The following is a 14,789-nucleotide window of genomic DNA, read 5'->3' as shown; positions in this document are numbered from 1 at the left end:
GATGCCCACTCCCGACGCGCGCCCCTCCGTTCTGTTCGTCTGCGTCCACAACGCCGGCCGCTCCCAGATGGCCGCCGCCTTCCTCACCCGGCTGGCGGGCGACCGCGTTCAGGTGCGCTCCGCCGGGTCCGCCCCCGCCGACACCGTGAACCCCGCCGTGGTGGAGGCCTTGGCGGAGGTGGGCATCGACATCTCGGCCGAGGCCCCCAAGGTGCTCACCGTGGAGGCCGTCCAGGCGTCCGACGTCGTCATCACGATGGGCTGCGGCGACACCTGCCCGGTCTTTCCCGGCAAGCGCTACCTCGACTGGGAGCTCCCCGACCCGGCCGGACAGGGAGTCGAAGCGGTCCGCCCGATCCGCGACGAGATCGAGAAGCGCATCCGCGTCCTGGTCGACGAACTCGCCCCGCCGGCCCAGCCGTGAGTGCGCCTCCGGGTGATCCCCGAGCCCGCGCCTCTGCGGCGCGCCAAGGCGAGGACGGGACGGGGAGAGCAATGGCGGACGAGTACTTCTTGCTGGTTTGCGACGGCGTGCCTCATGACGTGGTGCTCACTGACCTCGGTGTCCGTGTGATGGACGTCGTCCAGGTCGTGCGTCGGCTTACGGGACTGAGCCTGTGGCGCAGCAAGGTTCTGGCGACTCGGGTCCCCGCCGTCATTCTCGCCGGCGTGCCCGAGGAAGATGCGGCGGCGGCCGTGTCGGCCCTCCGCGATGCGGGAGCGCGGGCGGAGACGAGAGAACAGCCGGAGCCGGACTTCCTGAAGCGCTGAGCACGGCCGGATCAACCGGCTGACGGCCCAGCCCCACCACAAAGCCCCCGGCCTGCCAGGAAACGCAGATCGGGGGCTTGCTGGTGTCGCGTTACTTCTTCTTGCCCTGGTTCTTGACCGCCTCGATGGCTGCTGCTGCCGCCTCGGGGTCGAGGTACTTGCCGCCCGGGGTCAGCGGCTTGAAGTCGGCGTCGAGTTCGTAGTACAGGGGGATGCCCGTCGGGATGTTCAGGCCGGCGATGTCGGCGTCGGAGATGCCGTCGAGGTGCTTGACCAGGGCGCGCAGGGAGTTGCCGTGGGCGGCGACCAGGACCGTGCGGCCGGTGAGGAGGTCGGGGACGATGCCGTCGTACCAGTAGGGGAGCATCCGGATGACGACGTCCTTGAGGCACTCCGTGCGGGGGCGCAGCTCCGGCGGGATCGTCGCGTAGCGCGCGTCGTCGGACTGGGAGAACTCCGTGCCGTCCTCGAGCGGCGGCGGCGGGGTGTCGTAGGAGCGGCGCCACAGCATGAACTGCTCCTCGCCGAACTCGGCGAGCGTCTGGGCCTTGTCCTTGCCCTGGAGGGCGCCGTAGTGGCGCTCGTTCAGGCGCCAGGAGCGGTGGACGGGGATCCAGTGGCGGTCGGCGGACTCCAGGGCGAGCTGCGCGGTGCGGATCGCGCGCTTCTGGAGCGAGGTGTGGACCACGTCGGGGAGCAGGTCGGCGTCCTTCAGCAGCTCACCGCCGCGGACCGCCTCCTTCTCGCCCTTCTCGTTGAGGTTGACGTCCACCCAGCCGGTGAACAGGTTCTTCGCGTTCCACTCGCTCTCGCCGTGACGGAGCAGGATCAGCTTGTACGGTGCGTCGGCCATGCGTATGAGCGTAATCCAAGCCTTTGGGCGGGGGTGCGCCCCGCCCGTAGAGCGGACGGTTGACGGGATCTGTTAATCGAGTGGCCATCGGCACCTCCGTGCTCGTAAGTTGTCGACACCGTCTTCGCCTCTTACATGCACCTCCGGTGCGTGTCTCTTGCCGTGCCTCTTACCGTTCGGGGGATCCCTGTGTCCGTCGCCTCTTTGAGACGTGCCGCCCGCGAGAGCGTCTCCGGGTTGCCCCGGGAGTTCTGGTGGTTGTGGACCAGCACCCTCGTCAACCGGCTCGGGGCGTTCGTCGCCACCTTCATGGCCCTGTATCTGACGCTCGAACGTGGCTATTCCGCCGTCTACGCCGGTGTCGTCGCCTCCCTCTACGGGCTCGGCGGCGTCCTCTCCTCCCTCGCGGGCGGTGTGATGGCGGACCGGCTCGGGCGGCGGCCCACGCTGCTCGTCGCCCAGGTGGCCACCGGTCTGTCGGTGACGCTGCTCGGCTTCATGGAGCATCCCGTCGCCATCGCGGCCGTCGCCTTCCTCGTCGGCGCGGCCTCCAACGCCTCCCGGCCCGCCGTGCAGGCGATGATGGCCGACATCGTGCGGCCCGAGGACCGCGTCCGGGCGTTCTCGCTCAACTACTGGGCCATCAACCTCGGTTTCGCCGTCTCCTCCATGGGCGCAGGGTTCATCGCCGAGTTCAGCTACCTCGCCGGCTTCCTCATCGAGGGCGGGATGACCCTGCTCTGCGCGGTCGTCGTCTTCCTCAAGCTCCCCGAGTCGCGGCCGGTGCGGGAGGCCGCGTCCGTCGAGGAGAGCGCCGTCGGTCTCGGCTCCGTGCTGCGCGACGGGCGGTTCATGGGGCTCGTCGGGCTGTCCTTCGCCGTCGCCTTCATCTTCCAGCAGGGCGCGATCGGCCTGCCGGTGGCGATGGGCGAGGCCGGCTTCACGCCGGCCGACTACGGCATGGCCATCGCCGTCAACGGCGTCCTCATCGTCGTCCTGCAGATCCCGGTCACCCGGTTGATCCAGCACCGTGACCCCGGGCGGCTGCTCTTCGTGTCGTCCGTGCTCGCCGGGGCCGGTTTCGGGCTCACCGCCTTCGCCGGGTCGGTCGGGGTCTTCGCGCTCACGGTCTGCGTGTGGACGCTCGCCGAGATCGTCAACGCGCCGACCCAGACCGGTCTCGTCGTGCGCCTCTCCCCCGTCCACGGGCGGGGGCGCTACCAGGGCATGTACACGATGTCGTGGGCGGTGGCCTCGCTGATCGCCCCGGTGTTCTCCGGTCTCGTCATCGACCGGTTGGGGGCGGAGTGGCTGTGGGGGCTGTGCGCCGTCGTCGGGGCGGTGGCGGGCGTCGGGTTCGCCGCGCTGACCCGGTGGCTGCCGGCGGAGGAGACGCGAGCGGCCGAGGTTGCCGAAGGGGCTGAGAGGGCGGAGCCTGCTGACGAGGTCGAGGCGGTGCCTGCGGCGGAGCCGGCCGACGGGGCCGAGGACGCGCCTCGGACGGCGAGCGGAGTCGCGTGCGGCAAGCCCGAGGTCAGCCCGGCCGTCTGACCCGCTACCGGCCACCCGGCCCACTCCCGGCCGTCTGACCCGCTACCGGCCGCCCGGCCCACTCCCGGCCGTCCGAGCCGTCACCGGCCGCCGCCCCTCCAGCCGCCCGGTCCACTCCCGGCCGGCTGGTCGCCTCCCCCAACCCCGCCGGGCGGCAGAGGCGTTCACCGCCGCCCCCGCCGCCCGGCCGTCACCTCCCGCATCCGTCAGGGATGCATCCGCGCCCCCTTCACCACCTTGTCGACCGCGTTCCGCGGGCCGTACACCGCGAGGCCCACCAGGTCCAGGTCGTCGGTCCGCACCGCCCGCACCGCCGCACGGTTGTCGCGGTCGTTGCCGGTGGCGAAGAGGTCCGAGGTGAACACCGCGCGCGGGAGGGCCCGGGACAGCACACGCGTGTGGGCCGTCGTCAGCACTTCCTTCGTCGCCTCGAAGACCATCACCGGCTGACGGAGCATCGGCAGGTAGCCGACGCCGTCCGCGTCCTCGTACGGCTCCCCGATCACCTCGGGAAGCTGGGTGCCCAGGCCGCTGACCAGGAACGCGGTGACGTTCAGGCGTTGCCAGGTCTCCAGGTCCCCGCGCAGCAGGACGGCGATCTTCGTGTCGAAGCGGACGGGGGCGTCACCGGCGTCGACGTCCGCATTCGGATTCGGGTGCGTGCTCATAGGGCGAGACTGCCTCTCCCGCCACGACGGGGTCTTGTACGTTCTTTGCATGGTCGCCGACGTCTCCGCCTGGCGCCCGCGTGTCCCGGGCGTCGTCGAGGTCTTCCACGCCCACTTCACCGACCACGCGTACCCGATGCACGTGCACGACGTGTGGACGCTGCTCATCGTGGACGCGGGGGCCGTGCGGTACGACCTGGAGCGGCACGAGCACGGCACCCCGAACGACACGGTGACGCTGCTGCCGCCGCACGTGCCGCACAACGGCTCCGCCGCCACCCCGGGCGGCTTCCGCAAGCGGGTGCTGTACCTCGACGCGAGCGTGCTCGGCGCGGATCTGATCGGCGCCGCCGTCGACGGCCCCGACCTGCGGGATCCCGTACTGAGGCAGCGCGTCGGGCAGTTGCACACGGCGCTCGCCGGGCCCGGCGGCGAGCTGGAGGCGGACAGCCGGCTGACGCTGATCGGCGAGCGACTGCGCTCGCATCTGCGTCCCCGCGACCCCGTGGAATCCGTCCGCCGCGACCCGGCCTTGGCCCGTCGGCTCCGCGAACTCCTCGACGAGCGCGTCCTGGAGGGCGTGGCCCTGGACGAGGCGTCCCGGCTGCTGGGCGCTCACCCGGCGCACCTCGTAAGGGCGTTCAGCACGGCGTACGGCATCGCGCCCCACCGGTATCTGATGTCCCGCCGCCTCGAACGGGCCCGCGGCCTGCTGCTCGGCGGTCTGCCGCCCGGGGAGGCGGCGGTGGCCAGCGGTTTCTTCGACCAGTCCCATCTCACCCGCCACTTCAGGAAGTGGGTCGGGGTCACTCCGGGACGGTATGCGCGGGGGCCCGCCGTCCGCTGACCGGCGTGCTCACTGCTCCTCCCGGCGCGTCAGATGGGCGAAGGCGTCCAGGTTGCGGGTGGACTCGCCGCGGGAGACGCGCCAGGCGTACTCGCGGCGGATCGCGGTGGCGAAGCCCAGTTCCAGAAGGGTGTTGAAGGCCCCGTCGGCGGCCTCCAGGACCTGGCCGAGGAGACGGTCGGTCGCGTCGGCGGTGACGGCGGCGAGGGGGAGGCGGGCGGTGACGTAGACGTCGCCGAGCTGGTCGACGGCGTAACTCACGCCGTACAGCTTGAGGTTGCGCTCCAGGAGCCAGCGGTGGACGCCGGCCTCGTTCTCGTCGGGGTGGCGGATGACGAAGGCGTTCAGGGACAGGGAGTGGCGGCCGACGATGAGTGACAGCGTCGTCTTCAGCTTGCGCGTGCCGGGGAGCTGGACGACGTAGTTGCCCGGCTCGGGACTCTCCCATTCCAGTTCGGCGTCCTTCAGGACGTCCTCGATGACCTGCGCGGCGGTCTTCTCGGCATCACCCATGCTGGGAGCGTACGCGACGGCGGTGCGCCTGCGTCGCGGCCGCGTAGACGTCGGCGGTGGCGGCCGCCGCCGTGTCCCAGCCGAAGGACTGGGCGTGCCGGGCGGCTGCCGCGCCCATGCGGGCGGGGAGTTCGGGGCGGTCGGCGAACTCGGCGAGCACGCGCGCGTAGGCCGCCGGGTCGTGGCCCTCGACGAGGAATCCCGTCTCACCGTCGCGCACGGCCACCGGGAGTCCGCCGACGGACGCGGCGAGCACCGGTGTGCCGGCCGCCTGCGCCTCTATGGCGACGAGGCCGAAGGACTCGCTGTAGGAGGGGACGACGAGGACGGAGGCAGCCCGGAACCAGTCCGCGAGCTGCTCCTGCCCGACGGGCGGGCGGAACCGTACGACGTCGGAGACGCCGAGGCGGGCGGCCAGCTTCTGCAGCCCCTCCGGCTTGGCGAGGCCGCTGCCGCTGGGGCCGCCGACGACGGGGACGACGAGCCGGGAGCGCAGGTCGGGCCGCTCGTCGAGGAGGACGGCCACGGCGCGCAGCAGGACGTCGGGGGCCTTGAGCGGCTGGATGCGGCCGGCGAAGAGCGGGATCAGGGCGTCCTGCGGCAGGCCCAGGCGGGCGCGGGCGGCGGCGCGGCCGTCGGCGGGACTGAAGCGGTCGAGGTTGACGCCGGGGTGGACGACGGCGACCTTGCCGGGGTCGGCGCGGTAGTGGCGGACGAGCTCGTCGGCCTCCTCCGCTGTGTTGGCGATGAGACGGTCGGCGGCCTCGACGATCTGGGTCTCGCCGATGACGCGGGCGGCGGGCTCGGGGGTGTCGCCGTCGGCGAGGTTGGCGTTCTTCACCTTGGCCATGGTGTGCATGGCGTGCACGAGGGGGGCGCCCCAGCGCTGGGCGGAGAGCCAGCCGACGTGGCCGGAGAGCCAGTAGTGCGAGTGGACGAGGTCGTAGTAGCCGGGGCGGTGGCCGGCCCAGGCCTGCATCACGCCGTGCGTGAAGGCGCACAGCTGGGCGGGGAGGTCTTCCTTGGCGAGGCCCTCGTAGGGGCCGGCGTCGACGTGCCGGACGAGGACGCCGGGTGCCAGGTCCACGGTGGGGGGCAGACCGCCGGTGGTGGCGCGGGTGAAGATCTCGACCTCTATGTTGAGCGCGGCGAGGCGCTGGGCGAGCTCCACGATGTAGACGTTCATGCCGCCGGCGTCCCCGGTGCCGGGCTGGTGGAGCGGTGACGTGTGCACGGAGAGCATGGCGACACGGCGGGGGCGGCGGTGCAGTCTGCGGCGTGGGGTTGCCGTCGTGGAGCGACGCCCGAGCCTGCTGCCGTACTGGCTCACTGCCGGTCCTCCTCGCTGCGGGCATGCCGGGCGGAGGGTGTGGGGCGCCCTCCGGGGGGAGGAACACCGGAAGGGCACGTTCCCATTCCTGGAAGGGACTCCTTGGGGCGGTTTTTGCCTGAGCGTTACCGTGGTCGCTCAACCGTTCGAGGGCGGGTGGCGTCCGGGGCCCTGGAGCGCCTTCAGCGGCCGCGCCTGGGGTGGAGCGGGGGGACCGGGCGCCCGCGCGGGCACCGCATACTCGTATGCATGGTTTCCCGCGCACCGTCCCGCCCCGTGGGGACGGTCACGCGCGGGACGACGAATCCCAACCGGCTGCGCCGCATGGACCGCTGGATCGCGGCCGTGCACGGGGCCGAGCTGCGCCGCGCGGGCCGTCCCGTCGCCGTCGACCTCGGTTACGGCGCCGCCCCCTGGACCGCCGTCGAACTGCTGGGCCGGCTGCGGTCGGTCGCGCCTCACGCGCGCGTGGTGGGCGTCGAGATCGAGCCGGCCCGGGTGGCCGCCGCGAAGCCGTACGAACGCGACGGCCTCGTCTTCCGGCACGGCGGCTTCGAGATCCCGCTCCCCCACCGGCCGCACCTCATCCGCGCCGCCAACGTGCTGCGGCAGTACGACGAGGAGGAGGTCGGCGGCGTCTGGGAACGGCTGTGCGCACGGCTCGCGCCGGCGACGGACGGCTCCGGCGGGGGACTGCTCGTCGAGGGGACCTGTGACGAGGTCGGACGGCGGCACGTGTGGGTCGCGCTCGGGCCCGAAGGGCCGCGGACGGTCACCTTCGCCACCCGGCTCGGCTCCCTGGACCGCCCCTCCGACCTCGCCGAGCGGCTCCCCAAGGCGCTCATCCACCGGAACGTGCCCGGTGAGCCCGTGCACACGTTTCTCCGTGACTTCGACCGCGCCTGGGCGGCGGCGGCGCCCTACGCGTCGTACGGCGCGCGCCAGCGGTGGATACGGGCCGTGCGGGACCTCACCGCGGACTGGCCGGTGGCGGACGGGCCGGGGCGGTGGCGGCAGGGCGAAGTGACCGTGCGGTGGGAGGCGCTGGCCCCTCGGGGGTGAGAGGCGGACACGGGGGTGCTGGGACCGGGCGACCCGGGCGCGGGCTGCCGTCGGACGACTGAGCCGATCGACCCGCGCCCGCCGGGAACGATCTCCGCGAGGCGTTCGTCACACATGGCGGGGAGATCCTCACGGCAGGTGAGGACGGGGTGGGACAGACCCTGTCGTTTTCCGGCGCGGCGTGGCACGATCCCCCGGACGACCGTATGTTACTGACGGGAAATCAGGTCTTGGGGGATGTATGGGTAGGGGCAAGCGCAGCCTGATCGCGGCCGCGGTGGCCGCGGTCTGCGCGGTCACCGTGCTGACGGTTCCGGGCACCGCCTTCGCGGCCCCGGCTCCCACACCCACGCCGCTGCCCACCACGAACCCCGATCTGACCCTGCCGCCGTCGTCCGACACGGACCTGGAGGCGGTGCGCACCAGGCTCGACGCGCTGTATCACGACGCCGCGGTCGCCACCGACGCCTACAACGCGGCCGAGGAGCAGGCGGAGAAGCAGTCCACGGAGATCGTGGAGCTGGCGAAGAAGATCGCCGAGGGCCGTGAGGCGCTGGCCGGCCTGAAGGACCGCGCGGGTGCCGCGGCCCGCGCCCAGTACCGGGGCGGCGGTCTGCCCGACGAGGCGAAACTGGTGCTCAGCGACAGCCCGGGCGAGTTCCTCGACGGGGCGGGCCGGGCCCGGCAGGGCCAGCGGGCGACCGAGGGACTGCTCGGCGAAATGACCCGCACCCAGCAGGACTTGGAGCAGTACGCCAAGGACGCCTCGGCCCAGTGGCAGAAGCTGGAGGCCAACCGCAAGGCCAAGGCGACGGCCCAGAAGAAGGTCGAGCAGCAGATCACGGCCGCCGAGAAGCTGGAATCGGAGCTGGAGCAGGAGGAGCGGGACCGCCTCACCCGGCTCCAGGAGCAGGCCGCCCAGCGGGCGCAGACCGCCTGGCTGGACAGCGGCGCCCTGGCCGGCGTCGACAGCCAGGCCGGCCCGCAGGGCGAGCGGGCCATCGCGTACGCGACCGCGCAGCTCGGCAAGCCGTACGTGTGGGGCGCCGAGGGCCCGGAGTCCTTCGACTGCTCCGGCCTGACGTCGCAGGCCTGGGCGTCCGCCGGCGTCCAGGTCCCGCGGACCTCGCAGGAGCAGTGGCGGCAGCTGACGCGCGTCGACGTCAAGGACATGCGCCCCGGGGATCTGATCGTCTACTTCGACGACGCCAGCCACATCGCGCTCTACCTGGGCGACGGGAAGATGATCCACGCCCCGCGCCCGGGCCGGACGATCACCGTCGCCGGCGCGGGCTCGATGCCGATACTCGGGGTGGTCCGCCCGGACGCGTGAGGGCGCTCCGGCCGCGGCGCACGGGACGTACGGCGTGTACGGGGCTGAGGGCGCGCCCGACCGGGGGTGCGCCCGACCGGGGGTGCGCCCGCCCGTGACACCGCCCACGTGACCCACCGCACCTCAACCCGTCGGCACACCACGCGCCGACGTGACCTTCGTCATCCCCGGACCGGTCCGACCCTGCCCAACTGCGCCACAATTGGCGGCATATGACGCCGGTCTGAGATCAAGCGGCGTGCCGTGGACCATTCCGCTGCGACCCTTTCTGCCGCTATGGTCCCCGTCGGTGGGTCGAGGTCCCTCGTACCCGCCATGCCCTCGGGGGGAGGGAAGGAACCCAGGACAATGCCCGTACCCGTACCGCGGCAGAGAGCGATCCCGGCCGTGGAGTGTGGTCAGGCGCAGGCCGCGCCCGCAGTCGGCGGCCCCTCCAAGGAAGAAGCCCCGCGCACGGACGACCGGAACGACCATCGCGACGAAGCGAAGAACCCCACGGTCGGGGACGACGCCGCCACCGACGGCGACCGCGTCCCTCACGGTATGAGCGCCGCCGCCCACACCAACCTCACACTGCTGCTGATCGAGGACGACCCCGCGGCCGCCCCGATCGTCCCCGGCCTGCTCGACTCGGCCGGCAAGCCGATCCGCGTGCGCACCGCCCGCAACCTCACCGAGGCCGAGCGGCTGCTCACCGACGACGTCCACTGCATCCTGCTGGACCTCGCGCTGCCCGCGCCCGGACGCACCGCCGACGACGACGAGCTGGCCGTACTCAGGCATGTCCTGAAGCTCGCGCCCCGGCACGCCGTGCTCGCGCTGACCGCGTCCGGCGACGCCGAGCGCGGCGCGCAGGCCGTGCGGGTGGGCGCTCAGGACTATCTGTTCCGCGACGAGCTGGACGGCCGGCTGCTCAGCCGCGCCATCCGGTACGCCGTGGAGCGCAAGCGGTCGGACACCGCCGAGCGGCGGCTCGCCGAGGGCAAGCTGCGCGCGCAGGAGAACGCCCGCCTGGAGCGCGGCCTGCTGCCGACGCCTCTCCTGGAGGGCTCGCCGCTGCGTTTCGCCGCCCGCTACCGCCCCGGCCGCTCGCGCGCGCTGCTCGGCGGCGACTTCTACGACACCGTCCGCACCCCGGACGGCACCGTCCACGCCATGATCGGCGACGTCTGCGGGCACGGCCCGGACGAGGCGGCGCTCGGCGTGGAGCTGCGGATCGCCTGGCGGGCGCTGACGCTGGCCGGGCTGTGCGGCGACGAGCTGCTGAACACGCTGCAGCAGGTGCTGGAGCACGAGCGCGACGACGACGAGATCTTCGCGACGCTGTGCACGGTGGACATCGCGCCCGACGGCCGCCGTGCGGGCCTGTGCCTGGCCGGTCACCCGGCGCCGCTGATCGCCCGCCCGGACCGGCCCGCCCGGCTGCTGCCCTACGACAACAACGGCCCGGCCCTCGGCCTGCTGCCGGGCGCCCGCTGGCCGCGGATGCAGGTCGAGCTGGGCGCGCAGTGGAGCCTGATGCTCTACACCGACGGACTGATCGAGGGCCGCGTCGGCGAGGGCCGCGAGCGGCTGGGCCAGGACGGCATGGTGGAGATGATCCGCCGCCAGCTGGCCTCCGGCCTCCAGGGGGAGGATCTGCTGCGGGCCGCCGTCAACGAGGTGCGGGAGCTCAACGGCGGGGAGCTGACGGACGACGTGGCCGTGGTGTTGCTCGACCGCGTGCCGTGACCACGGTCGCGGCGCCGGATCAGCGCTGGCGCCTGAACGTCGGAGGTGCCTGATCAGCGGTGGCGCCTGAACGGCGGTCGTGCATGACCAGCGGTGGCGCCTCGTTGGCGGTGTCCGGCCGGCGGTGACGCGGCGGGAGCGGCGTTCAGCGGCCGCCGTTGTACGGGCCGTAGGGGCCGTCGCTGCTGGAGCCGCCTCGGCGGGGGCGGCCGCCGCCGGGGAGGGAGCGCAGAGCGGGGCGCACGTCGACCATGTACACGATGGTCGCGACCAGGCCGATGACGGGCAGGAACGACAGGATCGGGAAGATCAGGTCCACCACGAAGGCCAGGCCGAGGATGATCATCCAGAACGGCTTGGTCTGCTTGTCGGCAGCCCGGTAGCCGTCCTCGCGGCGGATCGCCGCGTCGACGAGAGCGAAGCCGCTGAACACGATCAGGGCCAGGCTCAGCAGAGACATGAACCCTGCGAAACCTTGCATCAGCACTACGTCCACCACCCGACTCGGCACGACTCCGACTGGACTGGGCCTACTCGCCCAGTTCGTTCTCGGTTCTACGCGCTCACCGTACCCGCAACCTCACTCCCGCTACCCGGACAACGGGCCGGGCACTCCAGGAGTGCCCGGCCCTTCGGCGTGTTCGCCGCGTCCGCTCCGCTCGCGGTCACGCCGTCTTCGTACGTGCCCGTCCGGCGCGGTCGGTCTCACTTGGCCGGCGGGGTCGTCTTCTTCGCCGTGGGGGTCTTGCGGGGAGCCGGGGCCTTCTTGGGGGCCGGCGCGGGCTTCTTCGCCGTCAGGGGGTCGATCTTGGCCTCGGGCGGGGTGGCGACGGGCGTCGGGGCGGGCTTCGGCTCGGTCTTGATCTCGGTCACCGTCCCGGGCGTGGTGTCCTCCTTGCCCTCGACGACGATCGCCAGCTCCTCGATCTCCTCGGCGGCCTCACCGCGCCAGGTGCGCACGGCCTGCTCGCCGTGCTCGGCGACCTTCTCGTAGGTCTCACGGGCCTTGACGGCGTACTCGGCGGCGACGCCGACACCGCGCAGCGCGAAGTCCTGGGCGGACTCGCCGAGCTTCTTCAGGTCGGCGTCGAGCGTGCTGCCCAGCTTCTTCAGGTCGCCGTCGAGGCTGCCGAGGAACTCGCCGACCTTGCTCTGGAAGGACTCCTGCGCCTCCTTGGCCTTGGCGCCGGCCTCCTTGGCACGGGCGGCGGCCTTCTCCTGCACGGCCTTGGGGTCGGTGTTGCGGACGGCCTCGAAACGGGCCGGGGCCTCCGTGCGCAGCTGCTCCACCAGACCCGGCACCTTCTTCGCCTGCTGGAGGGCCAGGTCGGCGGTGCCCGCGGCGAAGTAGAGCGGAGTCGGGTCGCTGAGGGTCTTGCGCAGGTCGTCGCTGATGGCCATGGTGTTGGTCTCCCGTAGTCGCGTTCTTGACGTTCGTCGATATCGGTTGGTGCGGATCCGCAGCCGGCGTCCGGTCCCCTGGTCCGGTCAACCGGCCGTCTGCTGCGGATCGGCGTCGCTGCCGCCGAGGTCCCGGGAGTCCACCGCGCCGTCGCCGGGCGCGAACCCGTTCTCCTTGCGGAAGGACTCGTAGATCTGGAGCAGCACCTGTTTCTGCTGCCCGGTGAGCGCGGGGTCGGCAAGGATGACGGCCCGCACCTCGATCTCGTCACGGCCCCGCTCGGCGTCCAGGATGCCCGCGCGCACGTAGAGCGTCTCGGCGGAGATCCGCAGGGCCTTGGCGACCTGCTGCAGCACCTCGGCGCTGGGCTTGCGCAGCCCTCGCTCGATCTGGCTCAGGTACGGATTGGACACCCCGGCGGCGTCGGCGAGCTGCCGCAGCGAGAGCTGAGCGTTTCGCCGCTGCTCGCGCAGGTACTCACCGAGATTGCCGACGTTGAGCGATGCCATGCCTCCACAGTGCCTCACTTCCGCTAACAATTGCAAGCACCCGCTTGCAAAAGTGCGGTTTCACTCGGCGCCGGGGCTGCGTTGTCGGTAGGCCCTGCCAGGGTGTCGGTCATGGATGAGCTGGTGGAGCGCGTCGACGATCAGGATCGTGGGCTGGGGGCGGTGGTCAGCCGCCGGCAGGCCGTCCGGGAGGGGTGGCTGCACCGGGTCGCCGTGACCGTGTGCCGGGACGAGCGCGGGCGGATCCTCGTCCACCGCCGGTCGGAGCACCTGTCGCGCTTCCCCGGGCGCTACGAGGTCCTGGTCGGCGGCGCCGTGAATGCCGGCGAGTCCTACGAACACGCCGCCGCGCGGGAGCTGGCCGAAGAGCTGGGCGTGCGTGTGCGGCCCCGCCTGCTGTTCACGTTCCTCAACCGCAGCGGTGTGAGCCCTCACTGGCTCGGCGTGCACGAAGCCGTGGCGCCGGACACCGTGACCGCCGATCCCGGCGAAGTCGCCTGGCACGCCTGGCTGACCGAGCCGCAACTCCGGTCGGCCCTGCGGGAGTGGAACTTCACCCCCGACAGCCACGAAGCCTTCAACCGCTACCTCGCGTTCCGGGCCACGCGGCCCTGACCTCGCCCGGTCCGGGACACCCGCTCGTGCAGGGAAGAATTCCACTGCCGCCCCACGCGACGTCGGCCTACCGTTTCCGACCATGACGTCCCTGGACACCGACACCGACGACAAGGCCGGCGTGACCATCCGCTGCCAGGACAACGCCTCCGTCGGCGTGACCCTCTGCGACCGGTTCCGCCTCGACGCGGACTGCGTGCACTACGCCGTCGAGCTACGGGCCCCGGGTCTGACCGCCCGCGTCGACGAGGTGGTCGCCTGGGTCCGGGACGGCGGCCTCCCCGCGTTCCTGGAAGGACTGGCCGCGGACTACCGGGGATGGGAAGGCGAGCGGTGCCGGCAGACCGACGACGGTGACCTGAAGGTGTCGGCCGTCTTCCGGTCGGGCGGCCACGTCGGGCTGACCTGGACCCTGCGCCCCTGGCCGCGAGCCGCCGGCGGCTGGAGCGCCTCGGCGACCACATGGCTGGAGGCCGGCGAGCAGATGACGTCCCTGGCCGCCGACGTCCGGCGCTTCCTCGCCGAGGAGCACGGGTGACAGTGGGGACGCCCGCCGGCGCCCCCTCGCGCTGACGCAAAAGCGTGGGGCGCGGCCTCGGGGTGGGGCATCATCAAGCATGCTCCCCGATGACGTGCAGACCACCGAAGGCGACACCACCCGAGGCGACCGGCGCCGCCCGGGCAGTGGCCCGGACGTCGGGCGATGGCGTCTCACCGAGGACGTGGACGAATACCTCGCCCTTGCCGGAGGGTTCCTGCGGTCCCGGCCGGGGCGGCATGTCATGCAGTCGACGTGGGCCGCGAGGCTTCGGGCGCGGGGGGCGGAGGCGTTCGGCTGCACCGAGGCTCCCGTCTTCGGGGTGCTGGAGCGGGCGGGCGGGGTCGAGGCCGCCTTCCACCAGCTCCGGCCCCGCGCCGTGGCCCCCACCCCGCTCACCCCCGGGCAGGCCGACGGCCTCGCCGACCGTCTCGCCGCCCTCGGGCACCCCCTCCCGGCCGTCAGCGCGGACCACGACACCGCCACCGCCTTCGCCGAGGCCTGGCAGCGGCGCACCGGCGCGATCCCGGCGCTCCGCGCCACCCGGCTCTGCCTGTACGGCCTCGGCACGCTCACCCCGCCGGACCCGCACCCGGCCGGCCGGGCCCGCCTCCTTGGCGACGAGGACCTCGAGGAAGTCATCTACTGGTGCGGCGAGTTCGCCGCAGCCGTCGGCGAGGACGTCACCGTCGACGCCGGCACCTGGACCGGCACCCGCTACGCCGACAAGCGCTACACCGTGTGGGAAACCCCCGACGGCGACGCCGTCTCCGTCGCCGGCATGAACCCGCTGATCGGCGGCCAGGTCCAGGTGGACGTCGTCTACACCCCGGCCCACCTGCGCGGTCGTGGCTACGCGGCAGCCGTGACGGCCGAGGTGAGCCGGGCGGCGCTGGCGGCGGGCGCACGGGAGGTCGTCCTCTTCGCGGACCTGGCCAACCCGACGAGCAACGCCGTCTACCAGCGCCTCGGCTACCGCCCGCTCACCGAGTGGTCCACGTACGACTTCGCCCCCGCCGCGACGTAGGCGGGAAGGCCGTGCCGTACCCACTTTTTTGTGCGTACT

Annotated in this window: 17 protein-coding genes; 10 read left to right on the top strand and 7 right to left on the bottom strand. The window is 72.6% G+C overall.

Going from position 1 to position 14,789, the window contains the following annotated elements; translation table 11 throughout:
• Nucleotide 1: 1 nt before the first annotated feature.
• A complete protein-coding gene (locus tag EV567_RS19645) occupies nt 2-424 on the top strand; it encodes an arsenate reductase ArsC (RefSeq protein WP_130441891.1) in 423 nt (140 codons plus the stop codon).
• Nucleotides 425-495: 71 nt separating this feature from the next.
• Entirely contained in the window at nt 496-771 is a 276-nt protein-coding gene (locus tag EV567_RS19640; RefSeq protein WP_130441889.1) for a ribosomal protein L7/L12, read from the top strand.
• A 91-nt stretch (nt 772-862) separates the two neighbouring features.
• On the opposite strand, the gene EV567_RS19635 is transcribed toward EV567_RS19640, so the two are convergent.
• Nucleotides 863-1,624 carry a phosphoglyceromutase gene (locus EV567_RS19635; protein ID WP_130441887.1) on the bottom strand — a complete coding sequence of 254 codons (762 nt, stop codon included), beginning with the start codon at nt 1,622-1,624 and terminating at the stop codon, nt 863-865.
• 189 nt (nt 1,625-1,813) lie between these two features.
• Between EV567_RS19635 and EV567_RS19630 the strand changes: the two genes are divergently transcribed.
• A complete protein-coding gene (locus EV567_RS19630) occupies nt 1,814-3,175 on the top strand; it encodes an MFS transporter (protein WP_130441885.1) in 1,362 nt (453 codons plus the stop codon).
• A gap of 206 nt (nt 3,176-3,381) precedes the next feature.
• Here EV567_RS19630 and EV567_RS19625 read toward each other — a convergent pair whose 3' ends face one another.
• On the bottom strand, nt 3,382-3,843 hold the full coding sequence (locus tag EV567_RS19625) for a DUF2000 domain-containing protein (RefSeq protein WP_130441883.1): 462 nt from the start codon (nt 3,841-3,843) through the stop codon (nt 3,382-3,384).
• A gap of 49 nt (nt 3,844-3,892) precedes the next feature.
• Here EV567_RS19625 and EV567_RS19620 point away from each other — a divergent pair, with 49 nt between their 5' ends.
• A complete protein-coding gene (locus EV567_RS19620) occupies nt 3,893-4,690 on the top strand; it encodes an AraC family transcriptional regulator (RefSeq protein ID WP_130441881.1) in 798 nt (265 codons plus the stop codon).
• A 9-nt stretch (nt 4,691-4,699) separates the two neighbouring features.
• Here the strand turns inward: EV567_RS19620 and EV567_RS19615 are convergent, their stop codons facing one another.
• Nucleotides 4,700-5,203 carry a YbjN domain-containing protein gene (locus EV567_RS19615; RefSeq protein WP_130441879.1) on the bottom strand — a complete coding sequence of 168 codons (504 nt, stop codon included), beginning with the start codon at nt 5,201-5,203 and terminating at the stop codon, nt 4,700-4,702.
• Nucleotides 5,196-6,533, bottom strand: a complete 1,338-nt coding sequence (mshA, locus tag EV567_RS19610) for a D-inositol-3-phosphate glycosyltransferase (protein ID WP_130441877.1) — start codon at nt 6,531-6,533, stop codon at nt 5,196-5,198. Before mshA ends, EV567_RS19615 begins: the two co-directional genes overlap by 8 nt.
• A 249-nt stretch (nt 6,534-6,782) precedes the next feature.
• Here mshA and EV567_RS19605 point away from each other — a divergent pair, with 249 nt between their 5' ends.
• The 3 genes from EV567_RS19605 to EV567_RS19595 all read left to right on the top strand — a co-directional run bounded on the left by EV567_RS19605 (nt 6,783) and on the right by EV567_RS19595 (nt 10,659).
• Nucleotides 6,783-7,595, top strand: coding sequence for a class I SAM-dependent methyltransferase (locus EV567_RS19605; protein ID WP_130441875.1), 813 nt, complete (start codon nt 6,783-6,785; stop codon nt 7,593-7,595).
• 241 nt (nt 7,596-7,836) lie between these two features.
• On the top strand, nt 7,837-8,928 hold the full coding sequence (locus EV567_RS19600; protein ID WP_130441873.1) for a C40 family peptidase: 1,092 nt from the start codon (nt 7,837-7,839) through the stop codon (nt 8,926-8,928).
• Nucleotides 8,929-9,276: 348 nt separating this feature from the next.
• Nucleotides 9,277-10,659: a PP2C family protein-serine/threonine phosphatase gene (locus EV567_RS19595; protein ID WP_130441871.1), complete on the top strand. Its 1,383-nt coding sequence runs from the start codon at nt 9,277-9,279 to the stop codon at nt 10,657-10,659.
• Between the two features lie 145 nt (nt 10,660-10,804).
• Here the strand turns inward: EV567_RS19595 and EV567_RS19590 are convergent, their stop codons facing one another.
• From EV567_RS19590 to EV567_RS19580, 3 genes are all read right to left on the bottom strand, one after another.
• On the bottom strand, nt 10,805-11,140 hold the full coding sequence (locus EV567_RS19590) for a DUF2516 family protein (RefSeq protein ID WP_165430432.1): 336 nt from the start codon (nt 11,138-11,140) through the stop codon (nt 10,805-10,807).
• A 224-nt stretch (nt 11,141-11,364) separates the two neighbouring features.
• Entirely contained in the window at nt 11,365-12,060 is a 696-nt protein-coding gene (locus EV567_RS19585; protein WP_130441867.1) for a hypothetical protein, read from the bottom strand.
• Nucleotides 12,061-12,147: 87 nt separating this feature from the next.
• Nucleotides 12,148-12,570 (bottom strand): helix-turn-helix domain-containing protein, encoded by a 423-nt coding sequence (locus tag EV567_RS19580; RefSeq protein ID WP_130441865.1) that lies wholly within the window; start codon nt 12,568-12,570, stop codon nt 12,148-12,150.
• Nucleotides 12,571-12,681: 111 nt separating this feature from the next.
• Here EV567_RS19580 and EV567_RS19575 point away from each other — a divergent pair, with 111 nt between their 5' ends.
• The 3 genes from EV567_RS19575 to EV567_RS19565 all read left to right on the top strand — a co-directional run bounded on the left by EV567_RS19575 (nt 12,682) and on the right by EV567_RS19565 (nt 14,750).
• Entirely contained in the window at nt 12,682-13,185 is a 504-nt protein-coding gene (locus EV567_RS19575) for an NUDIX hydrolase (protein WP_130441863.1), read from the top strand.
• An 82-nt stretch (nt 13,186-13,267) separates the two neighbouring features.
• Nucleotides 13,268-13,723, top strand: coding sequence for a DUF6228 family protein (locus tag EV567_RS19570; protein WP_165430431.1), 456 nt, complete (start codon nt 13,268-13,270; stop codon nt 13,721-13,723).
• A gap of 184 nt (nt 13,724-13,907) precedes the next feature.
• Nucleotides 13,908-14,750: a GNAT family N-acetyltransferase gene (locus EV567_RS19565; RefSeq protein WP_242620939.1), complete on the top strand. Its 843-nt coding sequence runs from the start codon at nt 13,908-13,910 to the stop codon at nt 14,748-14,750.
• The last annotated feature ends 39 nt before the right edge of the window (nt 14,751-14,789 follow it).

Source organism: Streptomyces sp. BK239 (assembly GCF_004217285.1).
Classification (GTDB): Bacteria; Actinomycetota; Actinomycetes; order Streptomycetales; family Streptomycetaceae; genus Streptomyces.
This window is presented reverse-complemented; position numbering and strand designations above follow the sequence as displayed.